14 protein-coding genes are annotated in these 16,994 nt (G+C 61.5%); 5 read left to right on the top strand and 9 right to left on the bottom strand.

From position 1 onward, the window contains the following. Positions 1 to 82 precede the first annotated feature (82 nt). The 3 genes from DXT59_RS29215 (at position 83) to DXT59_RS29205 (ending at position 5,266) form a co-directional block, all read left to right on the top strand. Positions 83 to 1,828 carry a RecQ family ATP-dependent DNA helicase gene (locus DXT59_RS29215; protein WP_240324732.1) on the top strand — a complete coding sequence of 582 codons (1,746 nt, stop codon included), beginning with the start codon at positions 83 to 85 and terminating at the stop codon, positions 1,826 to 1,828. A gap of 184 nt (positions 1,829 to 2,012) precedes the next feature. Further along, the gene (locus DXT59_RS29210) at positions 2,013 to 4,058 is read left to right on the top strand and encodes a hypothetical protein (protein ID WP_240324731.1); all 2,046 of its coding nucleotides are present in this window, start codon (positions 2,013 to 2,015) and stop codon (positions 4,056 to 4,058) included. Between the two features lie 65 nt (positions 4,059 to 4,123). After that, positions 4,124 to 5,266 (top strand): CaiB/BaiF CoA transferase family protein, encoded by a 1,143-nt coding sequence (locus DXT59_RS29205; protein WP_116141833.1) that lies wholly within the window; start codon positions 4,124 to 4,126, stop codon positions 5,264 to 5,266. 27 nt (positions 5,267 to 5,293) lie between these two features. On the opposite strand, the gene DXT59_RS29200 is transcribed toward DXT59_RS29205, so the two are convergent. Then, positions 5,294 to 6,598, bottom strand: a complete 1,305-nt coding sequence (locus tag DXT59_RS29200; protein WP_116141830.1) for an NRAMP family divalent metal transporter — start codon at positions 6,596 to 6,598, stop codon at positions 5,294 to 5,296. A 193-nt stretch (positions 6,599 to 6,791) separates the two neighbouring features. On the opposite strand from DXT59_RS29200, the gene DXT59_RS29195 reads away from it, so the two are divergent. Further along, positions 6,792 to 7,451 carry a carbonic anhydrase gene (locus tag DXT59_RS29195; protein ID WP_116141827.1) on the top strand — a complete coding sequence of 220 codons (660 nt, stop codon included), beginning with the start codon at positions 6,792 to 6,794 and terminating at the stop codon, positions 7,449 to 7,451. A gap of 25 nt (positions 7,452 to 7,476) precedes the next feature. Here the strand turns inward: DXT59_RS29195 and DXT59_RS29190 are convergent, their stop codons facing one another. After that, positions 7,477 to 9,153: an alkaline phosphatase family protein gene (locus tag DXT59_RS29190; RefSeq protein WP_116141825.1), complete on the bottom strand. Its 1,677-nt coding sequence runs from the start codon at positions 9,151 to 9,153 to the stop codon at positions 7,477 to 7,479. A 146-nt stretch (positions 9,154 to 9,299) separates the two neighbouring features. After that, a complete protein-coding gene (gene gcvA, locus DXT59_RS29185) occupies positions 9,300 to 10,271 on the bottom strand; it encodes a transcriptional regulator GcvA (protein WP_116141823.1) in 972 nt (323 codons plus the stop codon). Between the two features lie 134 nt (positions 10,272 to 10,405). On the opposite strand from gcvA, the gene DXT59_RS29180 reads away from it, so the two are divergent. Next, positions 10,406 to 11,620 (top strand): MFS transporter, encoded by a 1,215-nt coding sequence (locus tag DXT59_RS29180; protein WP_116141821.1) that lies wholly within the window; start codon positions 10,406 to 10,408, stop codon positions 11,618 to 11,620. A 2-nt stretch (positions 11,621 to 11,622) separates the two neighbouring features. On the opposite strand, the gene cysS is transcribed toward DXT59_RS29180, so the two are convergent. From cysS to DXT59_RS29155, 6 genes are all read right to left on the bottom strand, one after another. Further along, positions 11,623 to 13,017, bottom strand: a complete 1,395-nt coding sequence (cysS, locus tag DXT59_RS29175) for a cysteine--tRNA ligase (RefSeq protein ID WP_116141819.1) — start codon at positions 13,015 to 13,017, stop codon at positions 11,623 to 11,625. A gap of 336 nt (positions 13,018 to 13,353) precedes the next feature. Then, complete coding sequence (locus tag DXT59_RS30905) at positions 13,354 to 13,497, bottom strand: hypothetical protein (RefSeq protein ID WP_162878301.1); 144 nt, start codon at positions 13,495 to 13,497, stop codon at positions 13,354 to 13,356. A 33-nt stretch (positions 13,498 to 13,530) separates the two neighbouring features. Beyond that, positions 13,531 to 13,893: a VOC family protein gene (locus DXT59_RS29170; protein WP_116141817.1), complete on the bottom strand. Its 363-nt coding sequence runs from the start codon at positions 13,891 to 13,893 to the stop codon at positions 13,531 to 13,533. Between the two features lie 113 nt (positions 13,894 to 14,006). Then, positions 14,007 to 14,750, bottom strand: coding sequence for an SDR family NAD(P)-dependent oxidoreductase (locus DXT59_RS29165; protein ID WP_116141815.1), 744 nt, complete (start codon positions 14,748 to 14,750; stop codon positions 14,007 to 14,009). Positions 14,751 to 14,827: 77 nt separating this feature from the next. After that, positions 14,828 to 15,136, bottom strand: a complete 309-nt coding sequence (locus tag DXT59_RS29160; RefSeq protein ID WP_116141813.1) for a hypothetical protein — start codon at positions 15,134 to 15,136, stop codon at positions 14,828 to 14,830. 201 nt (positions 15,137 to 15,337) lie between these two features. Continuing rightward, positions 15,338 to 16,966, bottom strand: a complete 1,629-nt coding sequence (locus DXT59_RS29155) for an NADP-dependent glyceraldehyde-3-phosphate dehydrogenase (RefSeq protein WP_116141811.1) — start codon at positions 16,964 to 16,966, stop codon at positions 15,338 to 15,340. Positions 16,967 to 16,994 lie beyond the last annotated feature (28 nt).

Here is a 16,994-nt window from a genome sequence, read left to right as displayed (position 1 = left end):
GGAGACTAAGCGACGGGACCACGCCTTGCTACACAGCGTAGCCCACCACTTCGGTTCCGACGACGCAATGACCGGACGATCGATGTCCACGCGTGCTGCCATCAACATGCGAGCGATGCTTGGAACGCTGACCGGCGTCTTCGGGCTCGATGAATTGCGGCCGGGCCAACGAGAGGTGATCGACAGTGTCGCGCGCGGGCGCGACACGCTGGCGATCATGCCCACCGGCGCGGGAAAGTCGCTCTGCTATCAATTGCCGGCGATGCATCTGCCCGGCCTCACGCTGGTCGTGTCTCCGTTGATCGCCCTGATGAAGGACCAATTCGATAAGCTGGCCGAGACGGGCGTCCCAGCGATCCAGATCAACAGCGCACTGAAAGCCGATGAGGTGCGTGAAGCGTTCGAGAACATTCGGACGGCAAAGCGCGGGATCTTGTTCGTGACGCCGGAGCAACTGACCAATGCCGCATTGTTCGATGCACTCGGCGTCGATCGATCGGGGCGTTCGACGCGACGCGTGAGCCTCGTCGTCATCGATGAAGCGCATTGCGTTTCGCAATGGGGACATGATTTTCGCCCGGCATTCCTGCAGATCGCCGATGCCGTGCATGCGTTGGGCAATCCGCCGATGCTGGCGCTCACAGCCACCGCGACTCCCGCCGTGATCGACGATATCGTCCGCTCTTTGGGGATGCGCGATGTGCGTATCTTTCACGGCGGCGTCTATCGCGAGAACCTGCGCTATTCGGTCCGGCAATTGTCGGTCGCGGACGGGAAGGGACGTGCGTCGGCGCGGGCCGCGCAGGCCAAACTGGACGCCGTTCGCAAGCTGCTCGCCGTTCACGATGGCCCCGGCATCGTCTATACGGCGACGGTGCGGGAAGCCGAACATGTGCGGGCGGCGCTCGATCATGACGGCGTGGCCGTGGCGCTTTACCACGGACGGATGCCGGCGAGAGAGCGGCACGATGCGCAAGAGCGTTTTATGAACGGCGCGGTGCGCGTGATGGTGGCAACCAACGCCTTCGGCATGGGAATCGATAAACCAGACGTGCGCTACCTCGTCCATTATCAAATGCCGGGCAGCGTCGATGCCTACTATCAGGAGACGGGGCGCGCCGGCCGTGACGGCGAGATCGCCCATTGCGTGCTGCTGTTCGATCTGAGCGACCGCCGCATTCAACAATTCTTGATGGCGGGGCGCTATCCGGATGCCGAGCTGATCGCTCGCGTGGAGAACGCGCTTAGAGCGGCGTCGCGCGAGGGCGGCCGCGGCATGACGCTCGACGAACTTTCGGAGCGACTTGGCGATACCGGTCGCAACAAGCTGACAGTGGCTTTGAAGATCTTGACGGACACGAGGCAGGTTAAGCGCGATCGCGCGAAACGTTATGCGGCGACGCCCGACCCGAAGCGTGAATCGAACGTCGAGGCAATGCTCGAGCAATACCGCAATAGGACACGGCGTGACCACGAGGCGCTCGAGCGGATGATCGACTATGCGCAAACGGGGCAATGTCGTTGGCGCAATATCCTCGCTTACTTCGGAGAGGCCGCGTTCGATCGATGCGGCACCTGCGACAACTGCGTGAATCCGCCTCGTGTCGATCCGCTGCCTGAACCTGTGCTTCAAGACGGTGGCAGTCGGCCTAAAGGCAATAATTTACCCGATACGCGTCGCCCATTTTCAAAGGGTGATCCCGTCCGGGTTCGCCGATACGGCATTGGTGAGGTCCAATTCTCTACGGCGGACCAAGTCGCCGTCGTTTTTTCGGATGGGACGGTGCGGACTTTCCTATCGAAATTCGTTAAGCGCGTCGCAGCTTGACGCCCGGCCGACAAGCGAGTCTTTTTAAGAGCGCTCGATCGCTTCGGTTGCATAGACTGCGCGATATTCCGCCCGCTTTTCGACCAATCGATTGGATCAAGCCTCTATTACGCTCACAAAACCTTCCTGTCGCGGTTTTTCAAACACTGGAAACGCGGCCGTCCCCCGTCTTTCTCAATTCACTGTGAATTCATTCAAACTCACCACGTTAGCATCGGCCGTATTCGCGCTGAGTATCGGCGCTTGCGGGCAATCGACTCCGACCCTGACCGGCAGCGCGTATCTCGGTCCAATCTCCAGCGCGACGGTTTCCGTCTACGCACTCAATGCGGATGGCACTGCCGGATCGGCGCCGCTTGCCACGGCGACGACCGCAGGCGATGGCTCCTTCTCGGTCTACCAACCTTTGAGATTTCCGGTGCTCGTGCGCGTCACGAGCGGAAGCTATCAAGAGGAGGCGACGGGCGCGAACGCGGATCTTACGCAAGAGCTCGATGCCGTTTATCTGTCTGCGCCTTCGCATGCGGTCGTCTCGGTTTATTCGAATGCGGTCGTATCGGATGCCAACTCGGCCGGTGGTTTGACGGCCGCCAATATCGCCGCGGCCATCGCACGAGTCAACGCGTTTGCGGGAAATATCGATGTCGAACAAACGCTACCGACCTTCACCGGGATCGGTGCGTCGACCGACGTCACGCCCGGCGCACTGATGGCTCTCGCGCTCGGCGCCGAATCGCAAAGCCGCACGTCGGCGGGGATTTCGATCGAGGGCAGCACGGCGAACGTGGTAATGCAAGCGGCCAACGGCGATACGATCGCCCAATGCAACACTGGCGCCGGCGATATCGCCGCGGATGGCACGCTCGCCGCACCCTCCGCCGTCACTTGCCCAATCACGGTCGGTGCGGCCGATTACACCGGCGGTTCGCGCAATCGCTCGGGCATCGCTTCGCTTGCGAAGCTCGATCCCGTGATTCCCGGGAATCCCTCGACGATCACCGTCAGCGCCGCGGCATGCCGTGATCGCATCACGCTGCTGGGCGAACAAATGCCGCTATTCACGAGCCGCAAGAACGACGTGCAAGCGTTGCTCGGCAACGGCGTGACCGCGGCCAATTGGTCGAGTTACGCGAACGGCGGCACGTGGGGACCGCATGCGGCCGTCTATGGCGCCATTTCGACGGCCTCATGCGGCGACGATGTCGCCACGTTTCAGCGCGAACTCGTCATGGCGGCCGAAAACTACTGGATCGACCAGGGCATCAATTACTGTCACCACCACATTCCCGGCTGGCTTCCTCCCGCGAGCCCGGCGAAGTTCCGCAATGCTTCGTCGGGCAGCACCTCGGGCGGCGACAGTTCAGGCATGACCTGTACCGCTCACCGCAGGAGCGACGGATCGCAGAGCCTGACGGCGGTTTCGCAAGACGATGTCAATTGGCAAGGCGTGGATTGCTCCGATTTCACATCCTGGGTGTACGACTTCACGGGCGTGACGCACGACGAAGGCAACTTGGAAACGGGCATCGGCACGCAGGCCTGTTCGACCGGCGACGACCCGCTGACGGGCAAGGAGCAACCGGGCGTGCTGCTCGATATCAATCAAGGCAATGTCGCGAGCTTGGTCGATCATCTGCGTCCCGGCGATCTGCTCTACATCACGCAGACGTCCGCTCTAGCCGCCAATTCCACGCCGGCGAACGCGGCGAACGGCTACATCGTCTCGCATGTGGTGACGTGGACGGGCAAGCATTTCAGCGATCTGCGAACCGGGCCGGAGGGCAACCTTTACGATCCCGCCACGGCCGGTCAACGGGGGAATCGCCTAGGCGCCGATATCGGCTCGTATTTGAAGAGCGTGGATCCGAACCAAACGATTTTGCCGACGGACTTGGGCAGTGCCGGCAAGGACCCGTGGATGATCATCGACAGTCACTTCGCCGGGCCGGCGTATCGGCCGTTCGTGATCCCTACCGCGTCGATGAAGGCCGATTGGTATGCGGCGAGTCTTTCTCACGTGCGCCGTATCATCGATGCGGACTCCGCACGCACGGATCCCGTTCTCTCGAAGCTCATCATCGCGCAGACGGGAACGAGCAACGGCGAGTACGGGAAGGTGGTGACGTTCAGTTCGCCGCAATCGCGTGCATCGTCGGGCGGGTATAAGCTCATCTACCAGCGCCCGAGCAAGAATGCGATTCCTACTTGCTACCGGGTGGGTACACCCTGAGCGCAGGCGGCCGGTCCCGCATCGTCGCCTTCCACGCTAATCGAAACGCAACGAGAGAGGCGACGATGAGTGATGACAACGGCTTGCCGCTGAGCGGCGTGCGGGTGGTCGAGTTCACCCACATGGTGATGGGACCCACGTGCGGGATGATCCTCGCCGACCTTGGTGCGGAAGTCATCAAAATCGAGCCGCCCGGGGGCGACAAAACACGCAAGCTTCCCGGCCTCGGCATCGGTTTTTTCCGCACCTTCAATCGAAACAAAAAGAGCGTGGTGCTGGACATTCAAACTAGCGAGGGTCAGGCTACCGCGCGTGAGTTGATCGCGCAATGCGATGTCGTACTTGAAAATTTCAGGCCGGGACTCATGGATCAGTTCGGTCTTGGCTATGCGGAGCTGTCGCCAATATTTCCGCGTTTGATTTATGTCTCGCACAAGGGCTTCCTGCCCGGACCGTATGAGAAGCGTCTAGCGCTCGACGAAGTCGTCCAAATGATGGGCGGGCTTTCATACATGACCGGACCGGCTGGGCGGCCGCTGCGAGCGGGGACATCGGTCAACGACATCATGGGCGGCATGTTCGGTGCGATCGGCGTGTTGGCCGCGCTGCGCGAGCGCGATCGCACCGGTCGAGGACAAGAAGTGCAAAGCGCGTTGTTCGAAAACTGCGTCTTCCTCTGCGCTCAGCATATGCAGCAATTCGCCATGACGAAGGTGCCGCCGCCGCCGATGCCCTCGCGCGTGTCCTCCTGGAGCGTTTACGACGTCTTTACGCTGGCGCAAGGCGAGCAACTATTTATCGGGGCCGTCAGCGATAAGCAATTCGTGGCGCTATGCAACGTCCTGGCGCATCCGGAACTCGCGCGGCGCCCGGAGTATGCCTCCAACGCATCGCGCGTCGAGGCGCGCCCGCAATTGCTCGCCGATTTGAGCGAGATTCTCGAACATATTCGCGCTGACGAATTGGTACCGATGCTTGAAAGCGCCGGCGTTCCGTATGCGCCGATCGTTCGACCCGACCAATTGTTCGACGATCCGCATCTTAGGCAAAGCGGGGGCCTTGTCCCGATGCAGACGGACGACGGCGGCACGACCGACGTGGTGCTCCTGCCGCTGACGATGGGCGGGCGCCGCCCCGGAGTTCGGCAGCCGCTTGCCAGGATCGGGGAGCATACGCGTGAGATTCTCTCTCGCTTGAAATCGCGTTGATGCCATACGACGCAATCGGGATGCAAGTTACGAGAAAACCTCCGATGCAAACCATGCGCATAGAACAACGCTGATCGCCCCCGATGCCACCCAAGTACCCGCGCGCAACGACCAATGCGCGCGGAGATCACGGATCATAGGCGGCTTGATGCTCAACTGCGCGATCAATACGATGACGGGGGCGACGGTCGCGCCATTGAATACAGCGCTCAAATAGAGGATATGGAGCGGCTCGACCTGGAGGGCCAATAGCGTCACGGCCGCGACGAGGCCAACGGCCATCAACGCAAATAGGACATACGCGATGCGGCGATCACGCGCGGCGCCGTGTTGCAAGCCGAACGCGCTCACGGACGCGTTTGCCGCCGAACCCGCTAGCGGCGGCATGGCGAGCAAGGCGGTACCGATCAGCAGAAGTCCGAGTACCGAGGGCGCAAAACGGCCGGCGATCGGATAGAGCGCACCTTGCGCGTCGGCTAATGTGTTTATCGTGTGTCCGCCCGTATGTAGCGTCGCGGCCGTCGCGGCTAACACGAACCAGGCGGCTGCGTTGGAGCAAGCGGTGCGGATGACGATGTCATGGCGCATTTTGCGCAAGTGACCCTGGCGAATCGCGGCGGACTCGCCCGGAGGGCGACCTGCGATTCGAGCGTGCAGTGCTTCGACTTCCTGTTCGGCTTGCGAAAACAGCAGATACGGGCTGATTGTCGTGCCAAGCACGGCCAGCAGCATTTCGAGGAAATCTTTCGACCACTCGAGACGCGGCACGAACGAGCGCAGCAGCGCCAGGTCCCACGGCGTATGGACGACCCAGACCGCTCCTGCGTACACGAACAGCCCAACCGAAAGCCACTGAATCACGCGAGCGTAACGTTCATAGCGGACGAACCATTGCAGCATCGCCGAAACGAGCGTCGCCAACACGGCCCAGAGCATGGGATGGCCTGAACATATCAAGTACATGCCCGTTCCCATCGCCATGATATTGGCCGCGATATTCAGCAAATTCGCCAGCAAAAAGCGGGCGACCACGAAGTAAAGCACCGGGCGCGCATCGTGAGCCCGGAGGTTTTCCGTGAGACCGTGGCCCGTCACGGCGGCAATATGCGCGGAAACGAGTTGCAGGGCGACGACGAAGGGGTACGACAGCACGCTCGCCGCCAGCATGCCGTAACCCCATTGCGCTGCGGCCAGGCAATAGGTGGCGATGCCGCTCGGATCGTTGTCCGCCGCCGTACTGGCAAGGCCGGGCCCCGTGCCCGCGGCCCACGAGTGGGATGGCGTCCGGTAGTCGCTGCGAAGGTCGTTCCCGGCATCGAGGGGGCGCCGCATGCGTTAGTGAACTGTCTAATGAAAGGGTTTGATTGGAGAAGCGTAAGTGCACGAGCAAGGAGCGGACCCACGCCGAACGGTGCCTGGGGGCGCATCGCGTCCGCGCGGAACTTGGGCGATAATGGCGGCCGCACGCGCACGGCGTTCCATGCGGTGGCGTGCCGGAATGGATATTCGAATTTGGAGGGTCTAAATGCGTGACGTGATCGACGGCTTCTTGCGCTTCCAGCGCGAGGTCTTCCCGCAACGTGCCGAGCTATTCAAATCGCTCGCGACAACGCAAAATCCGAAGGCGTTATTCGTCACCTGTTCGGACAGCCGTGTCGTGCCTGAATTGCTCACGCAGCGCGAGCCGGGCGAATTGTTCGTGATTCGCAATGCGGGCAATATCGTGCCGTCCTACGGCCCGGAGCCCGGCGGCGTGTCCGCTACCGTCGAATACGCGGTTGCCGTGCTGGGCGTACAGGACATTGTGATATGCGGCCATTCCGATTGCGGCGCAATGGGCGCGATTTCCCGTTGTACCTGCCTCGACCATTTGCCGGCGGTCGCCAATTGGCTGCGCCATTCCGATGCGGCCAAGGTCATCAATGCGGCGCATGAATTCGATTCGCCCCGCGCGAAACTCGACGGCCTCGTTCGAGAAAACGTGATCGCTCAATTGGCGAACCTGCGCACGCATCCGTCGGTTGCGCTTGCGCTCGAACAGGGACGCATGAACCTGCATGGCTGGGTGTACGACATCGAGAACGGCAGCATCGATGCGCTGGACGGTGCGACCAGACGCTTCGTGCCGCTTGCCGAAGCGCCGACCACGGTTGCGGTGGCGTCCCGCAACCGTGCTCAGTTGTAATGCGCTTCCGAGTAGAACAGTTCGTTTATCGGTCGCGTTCAAAACCCGGCAGCGCTTCGGTGCCTTCGCGCTCCACCGCATGCAGCCAGTGAGGGTGCAGATCGAGTAGCCGCAAGACCGTGGGAGCGACTTGGGTCGTCAGCACAGGCGCTGGGATCGTCCGAGCGTGATGGATCCCCGGCAGCGACACCAACAAGCCGAGGTGGCTGTCGTCGGGTGCGTTGCCGCCGTGCTCTTCGTCTTTTTTCTTGCTCGACGAATAGATCACCCCGGGGTTAGGCTGCACGATGATGTCGGGCGTGCGGCCGAGCGCCGGATCGCCGAAGCGGTGGGCGAGGCCGGCGCCGGACAGGATGTACGCTTGCGGCCCATCCGCGCAGATGCCGGGGGCGTTGCAGCCGAGGTTGGCTTTCAAGGTGGCGACGGCCGCGTTCACCTGCGACGGGTCGCGCAGCCAAATGAGCCCGACGTCGTCGGTTTGCACGAAGCCCGTGCCCGAGAGGCCGGTGCCGTCGTTCAGATTGCCTGACGCCGTATTGTTCTGGCCGAAGTTGCCGTTCGGGTCCAGATAGTTATTGGCTTCGAGCAGCTTCGTCAGCGTATCGCCGTTCTTGACGAGCTTCGTGTGGTCGGTCGGCGATTGCCCATGCTTGGCCGTGACGATGATGGCCGTGCTCGAATACAGATCGCGTTGCTTGAGCGCCTCGACCATCGTGCCGATCGCGGCATCGGCGTAGGTAATCGCCGCGGCCACTTGCGGACCCGGGGTGAAGTCCGCGTCGAGATATCCGCCTCCCTTCGCAACAGGCGCCTTTTGCGCCACGCTCAGCGTTTGGAAATTCGTGCCGAACAGCGTCGGCACGGGCGCGCGCTTCGTGCCCGTCGAATCCTTGCCGTCGATTTCGTTCAGGATCGCTTGGACGTGATACGCGTCGAACTTTTCGGTGTGCGTGTAGACGTCGGTGTAATCGCTGTTGGTTGCCGGGTCGATCGAATTGATTTCCGTGCGCGCGAGATCGTCCACACCGTGACCCGACGGCCCGTTGAGCCAGTCGTAGCCCCATGCGTGCTTGTCGGCCCACGCCGTGCGTGCCGCGGGCAGGTGCTGTTTGACGACCTCGAAGATCGTATTGGTCTTCACGTAGTCGTGCGGATAGACGCTCTTGCAGACGCCATTGACGAGCGCATGAGGAATCGCCTGCGGATTGAATGCAGCGCCGCCGTCGAGGTGCGTGAGCGCACCGCCGTTTTGCGCGTCGATACCGGTCGTTTCGTCGAAGACGACATTCCAGCCTTGCTTGCCCGTGCAGTTCGTATCCGACGGTGCGTAAAGCGTGCGGTCATACGAAACGTCGTAGAACAGGCCGGCGGTTTTCGGCGAACCGCCCGTCACGAGCGCCGCCAGACCCGGGAAAGAATCGGAGAGGCCCGGCGTATGAGCGCCGGTGTAGGTGACGCCCGATTGCGCCAGCGACGCCAAGTTCGGGCACGTGTTGCCGCCGATGCAACGCGCGAGGTCCTGTTCATGCAGACCGTCGATGCTGATCAGCAGCACGCGCTCGATGCGTTTGGCATCACGATCGTGATCGTGATCATGGTCACGGCCGGTGTCGCTAGCCTGCGCGGTATGCGCGCCAACCATCGCGATGACGGCGCTAGTGACCGCCGCGCCCAAGTACGACCACTTCCTGCGTCCTTCCATGTTGTCACCTCATCGTTGTTAGACAGCAATCGGGCATGCGCAAGCCGATGACTGTCTACGACGAATGCGAATCTGTCATGAAGGAGACCTTTCGGCCCGCTGTCGGTCTTGTCTGACCTAATGTCTTGTGTGACCGAGCGTACCGCTTAGCGGCGAGGCCTTTGTTTGGACTTATTGCGAGCCGATGCCGTGCGTTCGGGCGCGGCGCTAGCGGTGATCCACTTGACGAAGGCCGCGACGGCTTCATCCTCCGCGCGTTCGGTGTTGACGGCCAACGTATAGTCCGGCGCTTGCCATGCCGGCTCCGCAAGCGGACAGACGAGCCGGCCCGCCGCGATCTCGCGTTCGATGAGCGGCAGCGATGCCAATGTCACACCTAGGCCTTCGACGGCAGCGCTCAGTTGGAGAAAGACATGATCGAAGTCGAGATGGCGACTGCCTTGCAAGCCGGGCGCGCCGGCTTGTCTCAGCCAATCGGCCCAGGCCGTACGCGTGGTGGTGGAGTGCAGAAGCGTATGGTGACGCAAGTCGGCAGGCGTTGCGATCGGCCGGCTTCGCAGCACGGCGGGGCTACATGCCGGGAGACGCACATCGGGCATGAGCGTCATCGATGCGAGCCCGGCGGCATGCTCAGGTCCCGAGCGCACGCCGACGTCGAAGGCATCGCCGACGTAGCGCAATTTGCGTGAAGTCGTCGAGATCCTCACATCGATATCGGGGAAGCTGCTTTGGAAATTGGATAGCCGCGGGATGAGCCAGTACAAAGCGAAGCTGGGTAGCGCATTGACGCGCACGATGCCTGCAATGCGCCGGGTCGTCGGTTCATGGCGCAGTTGCGTGACTGAATGGCTCAAACAAGCGAAGGCGCCGTTGACGTCGCTCAGCAACGCAGCGCCCTGATCGGTCGGTACGACGCCCCGTGCCCGACGCTCGAAGAGCGGCAGGCCGAACCAATCCTCCAGTAGTCGAATCTGTTTGCCTACCGCCCAGTGCGTGACATGCAGCTCGTTTGCCGCGGCCGCGAAGCTCCCCAAGCGGGCGACGGCCTCGAAGTGCCGCAAGGCATTCAATGGAGGCAGATTGTCCGCGTCGTTCCCTTTGCGCTTTTCCGTGACCATGCGTGACTTTTTCTCCCGGGTGACCCAATTTTACGTTGATTGCGGATCATTTCGGGCGAACTTAGACTACCTAAATTCAATAACAACAAGCCGAGTCGTCGCTAAAGCCCGCGCTTTCGCGATGCGATTCAACGATGAGATTATTTTCTTTCTCTTGGGCGACGACACGCACGGCCGATGGCCCCGGTTCGACGAACGCCGTGATACGCAAGCGGATACTGTGGCTCTCGTGTATGGCGCATGCGCTGCACGACGGGTACACGGACATGATCTACGCCTTGCTCCCCGTCTGGCAGACCGACTTCGGGCTCGGCTATGGCGCGCTCGCCGCTCTGCGTGGACTCTACGCGGGTGCGATGGCGCTGCTGCAGTTGCCGGCAGGGCGTCTCGCGGATAAGTTCGGTACCCGGGCGACGCTTGCATTCGGCACGCTGCTCGCGGCCCTTGGCTATGGCCTCGCCGGATTGTCGGGGACGCTGCTCGGCTTGTGCGTGGCGCTGGTTATTTCGGGCGGCGGTTCCAGCACGCAGCACCCATTGGCTTCGGGGGCAGTCTCGCGTGCGTATGGAGCGAATGCCAGAGGGCCGTTGAGTATCTATAACTTTTCCGGCGATCTCGGCAAATCCGCCTTGCCGGCGGCGATTTCGCTGCTGATCACGATGATGCCGTGGCGCCATGCGCTATGGGCGATGGCGGTCGTCGGGGTAGTCGTTACGGCGGTGATTGCACTTTTTCTCCCTTCGACGCCAAGGGGAATGTCGTCGGAGGACGGCACGCCGCTGCAAGAGCGCCAAGGTTCTCGGTCGGGTTTCTCGCTGCTGTTCGCGATCGGCGTGCTCGATACGGCCGTACGTATGGGGTTGTTGACGTTCCTGCCGTTTCTGTTGACGGCTAAGGGGATCTCGCGGCCGATGATGGGTACCGCGCTTGCGCTCGTGTTTATCGGCGGCGCCGCCGGCAAGTTCGCATGCGGCTGGCTCGGCGCTCGCATGGGCGTGATAGGAACCGTACTTGCCACCGAAGGTGGGACGGCGGCGCTGATTCTTGCCGCCGTCTTTCTGCCATTGACGCCGACGCTGATCCTATTGCCGTTGCTGGGGGTGATGCTCAATGGCACGTCGTCCATTCTCTACGGCACCGTGCCTGAGTTGACCCCAGTCGAGCGCACCGAGCGGGCGTTCGCGCTGTTCTATACAGGCGTGATCGCGTCCGGTGCGCTGGCGCCGGTCGCCTACGGTTTCTTGGGCGATCGAATCGGGGCGCAGGGGGCGACTATCGCCACGGCGATGACGGCGTTGGCCATTTTCCCCTTGGCGATTGCGCTGCGCCCGAGATTAGCGGGGGCGTGACGTTATTCGGCTGTTTCCAAACCGATTTCGATCAGCCGCTGGCCATCCTTGCTGTCCTCCACTTTCCAGCCTAGTGTGCTTAGGGTTTGACGGAGGCGGTCGGCTTTCGCCCAGTCTTTATCCGCTCTCGCTTGCGCGCGCTCGGTCAGCAACATCGCGATGTTTTCGGGGATGTCGGACTTTACCGGCTTCCAATCGCGTAGCCCAAGACCGAGCACTGTATCGAAGCTATCCATCGTTGCTCTTAACGTCGCGGGTGGCAGAGTGCTCTTGGCGAGTTCCCACGCGACGGCGAGCGCGCGCGGCAGGTTCAGGTCTTCGTTGACCTGCGCATCGAATCGCGCAATGAACTCGGCGTCGGCGCAACCGCCTTCGGGCCAACTCCAATAGAGATTGCGCAGGCGCGCGAGCGCCGTTTGCGCCGCCTCGAGCGCGGCCCAACTAAAACTGAGCTTGCTGCGGTAGTGGGCCGTCAGGCACAAGTAGCGATACGCGAGCGGGTCGATGTTTCGGCTCACCAAGGTTTGCAGGCGAATGAAGTCGCCGCTCGACTTTGACATCTTCGTATCGGCATCGAGCGTCAAGAAGTGGCCGTGCATCCAAAAGTTCGCCAGCCGCGTGCCGTGGGCCGCTTGGGTTTGCGCGATCTCGTTGCTGTGGTGCACGGCGATATGGTCTTCGCCGCCGCAATGGATGTCGAACCAGGCGCCGAGGTATTTGGCCGACATCGCCGAGCATTCGATATGCCATCCTGGGAAGCCTCGGCCCCATGGGCTATCCCATTCCATCTGGCGCTTTACGCCGGGAGGGGTGAATTTCCACAGCGCGAAGTCGGTGATGTTTCTTTTCGCGCCTAGGGCAACGCGTTTTCCTGCTTGCAGCCCTGCACGGTCTAGCCGCGCCAGGTAGCCGTAATCGTCTTGCTTGCTGGTGTCGAAATAGAGGCCGTCGTTGGTGCGGTAGACGTAGCCGGCTCGTTCGAGTTCGTCGATAAAAGCGATCTGTTCGCCGATATGATCCGTCGCGCGGCACCACAGCGTGGGTTCGAGCAGATTGAGCGCGCGCCAATCCGCGACGAATGCATCCGTATAGTGGCGAGCGATGGCCCACGCCGATTCCCCCGTTCGGCGGCTGCCTTTTTCCATCTTGTCCTCGCCTTCGTCGGCGTCCGAGGTGAGATGGCCTACGTCCGTGATGTTGACGATATGCCGGACCTCGTAGCCATTGCGTATGAGGGCGCGGCGCAAGACGTCTTCGAATAGGTAGGTTCGGAGATTGCCGATATGCGCGTGGTCATAGACCGTCGGTCCGCAGCAGTACATGCCGGCCTGACCTGCGTGAATGGGCGAGAAGGGGCGCACGGTACGCGACCAGGTGTCATACAGCGCAAGCGGCATCGATTGTCTCCAAAAACTAAAAAGCCGCCGGTTTTTCAACGGGCGGCCAGAGGGCGATAGTTTTGACGTTTTGCTGGATTGCTAGACGCGGCTTCCCCCCGGCAGGTTGTTATGACAACAACATGCGCACGAGGACGACGAGAAGAAAGTGGTTTGCCGGGACATACGGGCAATCCTAGCGGGTGTTCGTTGCTTCGGTCAATAGCGCTGTATTGGCCGGTGGCGCGTCGGTGGCGGTGATTCTTAGAATGGACGGAATAGTTCGTCTATGGGATAGGGCGGCTATCGCCGAGATGCCGGATCATCGGAACGCTTGTGCCCTTGCATGCGGCGCCTTCATTCGTCTCGAAACCGAGCGATTGGTAAAAGGGCACCGCAGTGGGCGCCGAGTTTTTCGAGGCTCAGGCTCGTCGTCACGACGTGGCGCATCAACGCGCCAAGCGTGTCGGTATCGATCGGCTGTACATCCAGAATCTGCATGTTTGGCCCTGCGTCGTTAGTGCGCGGAGACACCTACGCCTTATGGCAAACCACTTCCACGTTATGCCCATCGGGGCCGATGACGAAGGCCGCGTAATAGTTCTCGTGGTATTGCGGCCGCAGGCCGGGCGCGCCGTTGTCTTTACCGCCGGCCGCAAGCGCCGCATGATAAAACGCATCGACTTGCTCGCGCCGTTCCGCCACGAACGCCAGATGCAGACGCGAGGGCTTCTCGTCGGTCTTGCCGAGGCACAGCGACGCTTGGCCGTCCGGGCTCATTTCCACGCCAAGCGCTCCTTCGGACACCACCTTGACTCCCAGCGGCTCCAGGGCCCTCAAGAAGAACGTTTTGCTAACTTCGTAATCGCTGACGCCAATCGCGACGTGGTCGAACATGAATTCTCCTGAGATCGATGGCACGGCCGCAAGGCTGTAATCGATTTATCGCGGCCAACGCGCAGTATCCACCAAAAAACAGTGACCGCGTTACCTCTGCCTGGGCCGCCGAACTACGTTAGATTCAACCCGCCGTCCGAGAGAAGGATTTCGCCGGTCAGATAATCCGAGGCAACGAGCAAAGCGACGGCCTGCGCAATATCCTCGGGACTGGCGGCCCGGCGCATAGGCGAGCGTTCCTTCCATAGTCTTTGCGCATCCGTCCAATCGGCCGTGAGCGGCGTGTCCACAAGACCGGGCGCCACCGCATTTACACGGATAGCCGGCGCCAGCGATAGCGCGAGGAGCCGTGTGACATGATTGAGCGCCGCCTTCGTCGCGGCATAGGGAATCGATGCGCCCTTCGGTCGAACGCCCGCGTGCGAACTGACGTTCACCACACAACCGGGGCGTCCGCGCTCGGCCGCTTCGCGTAGCGCCGATTGCGCCAGCGCCACGAGCCGAAACGGTGCCACGACGTTGATTTCATGGAGCTGATGCCACACATCCGGCGTGGCAGCGTCCAAATCCGCATGTGGAATGACGCGACTGATTCCGGCGTTATTCACCAGAACGTCGAGCCGCCCCCATGCGGCGGTCGCTTCGTCGATGAGCCTGATCCTATCGGCGTCATTGGATAGATCGGCTTGCACGTACGTTGCCGATCCGAGTTCGCGTGCAAACCCAAGCCCCGCTTCGACGGATTGCCTCGAATGCAGGACGACCGAGAATCCTTCCGCGGACAAGCGCCGGGCGATCGCGGCGCCGATACCCGAGGTCGAACCGGTGACCAGCGCGACAGGATGCGTAGCTTTCATGAATGGCTTGTTAGGAACGAAGGGGTTTGCTCCGGTGCATTTTCAACGATTCGTTCCCCGGTGTCTAACTAAGCCCTTTAACCCGCAACAGAACCCGTTGCCTTCCGGGCACCTGCGCCGGCGAACAGTTGCCGGAGCTTGCCTTTAGCCGCGATGAGTGCGCCGACAGAGACCGTACTGACTTGACGATCGTACACCGCCAAAACAGGCTTTAGCGCCTGCTCGGTATCGTATTCGATCGTCCAGCTACCAGTCTCGTAGCCGAGCCGCGCGGCATCGTCCAAACCGGATTCGGCAGCCGAAAACATCGCATGCTCGGCTTCGCCGTACCCCTGCGTCCAAAGAATGTAGGAAAGATAGGTGGCGTGCACGAGTTCAAACAGCAAGTGCTTGCTTCCTCGCCCCGTTCGGCACGCGACGAGCGATAGATGAGCTGCCAGCAACGTCTCGACGATTTGTCGTCGAGGCAGCGGCGATGACTTTGTTCGTTTGTGCACGGTGTGTGCAAAGCGGCGGCGAAGGAACGATTGCGCATGGCGAGTGCCGGCGAGCTATCTCGCGCACTCGGCGCCCAATCGACCTACGGTTTAAAGAATAAAGTTCGTATTGATGAACCGGCTCTTATTGGACTGCGCGATCGCGCCGATCAATTGCTTGCCGGGCTCGTCCATTTTGGTCGAGACCATCGAGCGAATCGAGAAAGCACGCAATGCGTCGTGGACGGAAAGCGTCCCTTCCGCCGAATCCTTTCGCCCGGCGAACGGGAATGCATCGGGCCCGCGCTGGCATTGCGTATTGAGATTGATGCGGCATACCTGGTTCGCCAGCGCGTCGACCAACGTCGCGATCTGCGACGGATCGCGCCCGAACAGGCTCACCTGCTGCCCGAAATCGGACGTGATGACGTAGTTCAGCGTCTCCTCGATATCGTCGAAGGGGGCGATCGGCACGACGGGACCGAACTGCTCCTCGCGGTAAAGCTTCATCGACGCGTTGACGGGATAGACCACCGCGGGATGAAAGAGCGTTTCGGTTACGGTCGCGCCGCCTTCGTTGACGACGGACGCCCCATGCGCACGCGCATCGCGAACGCATTCGCTCAGGTAGTCGCATTTCCCCTTGTCCGGCAACGGCGTGATGATCACGCCGTCTTCCCACGGCATGCCGCGTTTGAGCGCATTGACTTCGGCAGCCATCCGTTCGACGAACGCCTCGGCAATCGAGCTATGCACCAAAATCATCTTGATGGCGGTGCAGCGCTGACCGTTGAACGACAACGAACCGGCTACGCACTCGCGCACGGCAACGTCGAGATCGGCATCGGGCAATACGATCGCCGCATTCTTCGCATCCAAACCGAGCACGGCGCGCAACCGATTCGACTTCGGATGCGCTTTCTTCAATTGATCGGCAACGCGGCTCGACCCAATAAGCGCCAGCACGTTGATTTTGCCGGTCTCCATCAACGCGGGCACCACTTCATGGCCGCTGCCGTAGACCATATTGATCACGCCGCGAGGAAAGGCCGCGCGCATCGCATCGGCCATCGGCGCGTAAAGCAGCGTGCCGAAACGCGGTGGCTTGAGCAGCACGACGTTGCCCATGATCAAGGCTGGAATCAACGTGGTGAACGTTTCGTTCATGGGGTAGTTGTAGGGCCCCAGGCACAACGTGATGCCGAGCGGCGAGCGTCGAATCTGTCCCAGCGTGCCCTCGACGATTTGAAACTGCGATCCGCTATTGTCGAGCTTCTTGAGTTCGGAAATCGTATCGTTGATGTAGGCGATCGTCCGGTCGAATTCCTTTTCCGAATCCTTGAGCGTCTTGCCGATCTCCCACATGATGAGTCGAACGATCTCCGCGCGCTTGGCGAGGATCCGACGCGTGAAATCTTCCACGCAGGCGATACGCTCGGCCACGTGCAGCGTGGGCCACGTTCCGCGGCCGTTGCCATAGGCCGCTTCGGCGGCGGACAAAGCCGATAGGGCTTGCGGCAAGCCCGCGTCCGGCACGCTGCCGAGTGCCTGCGGCGTAAATGCACCATCCGCATCGCCCACGACGATCGCCGAACGAATCGGGCGCATGGCGCCTTTCCAGCGTACGAGTTCGCCGTCGATCAGGATCGTGTCCTGATGCAAGGGCGCGGCGATTCGGCAAGCTTCGGGAATCTGGTCTTCGCGCCAAAATACGTTTGCCACATCGGTCTCCGTGGTCATGTCATGTCCTTTCAACATTGAGCGTGAA

The organism is Trinickia diaoshuihuensis (assembly GCF_003390925.1).
GTDB lineage: Bacteria > Pseudomonadota > Gammaproteobacteria > Burkholderiales > Burkholderiaceae > Trinickia > Trinickia diaoshuihuensis.
The sequence above is the reverse complement of the archived record's forward strand: the minus strand, read 5'-3'. Positions and strand labels throughout refer to the sequence as shown.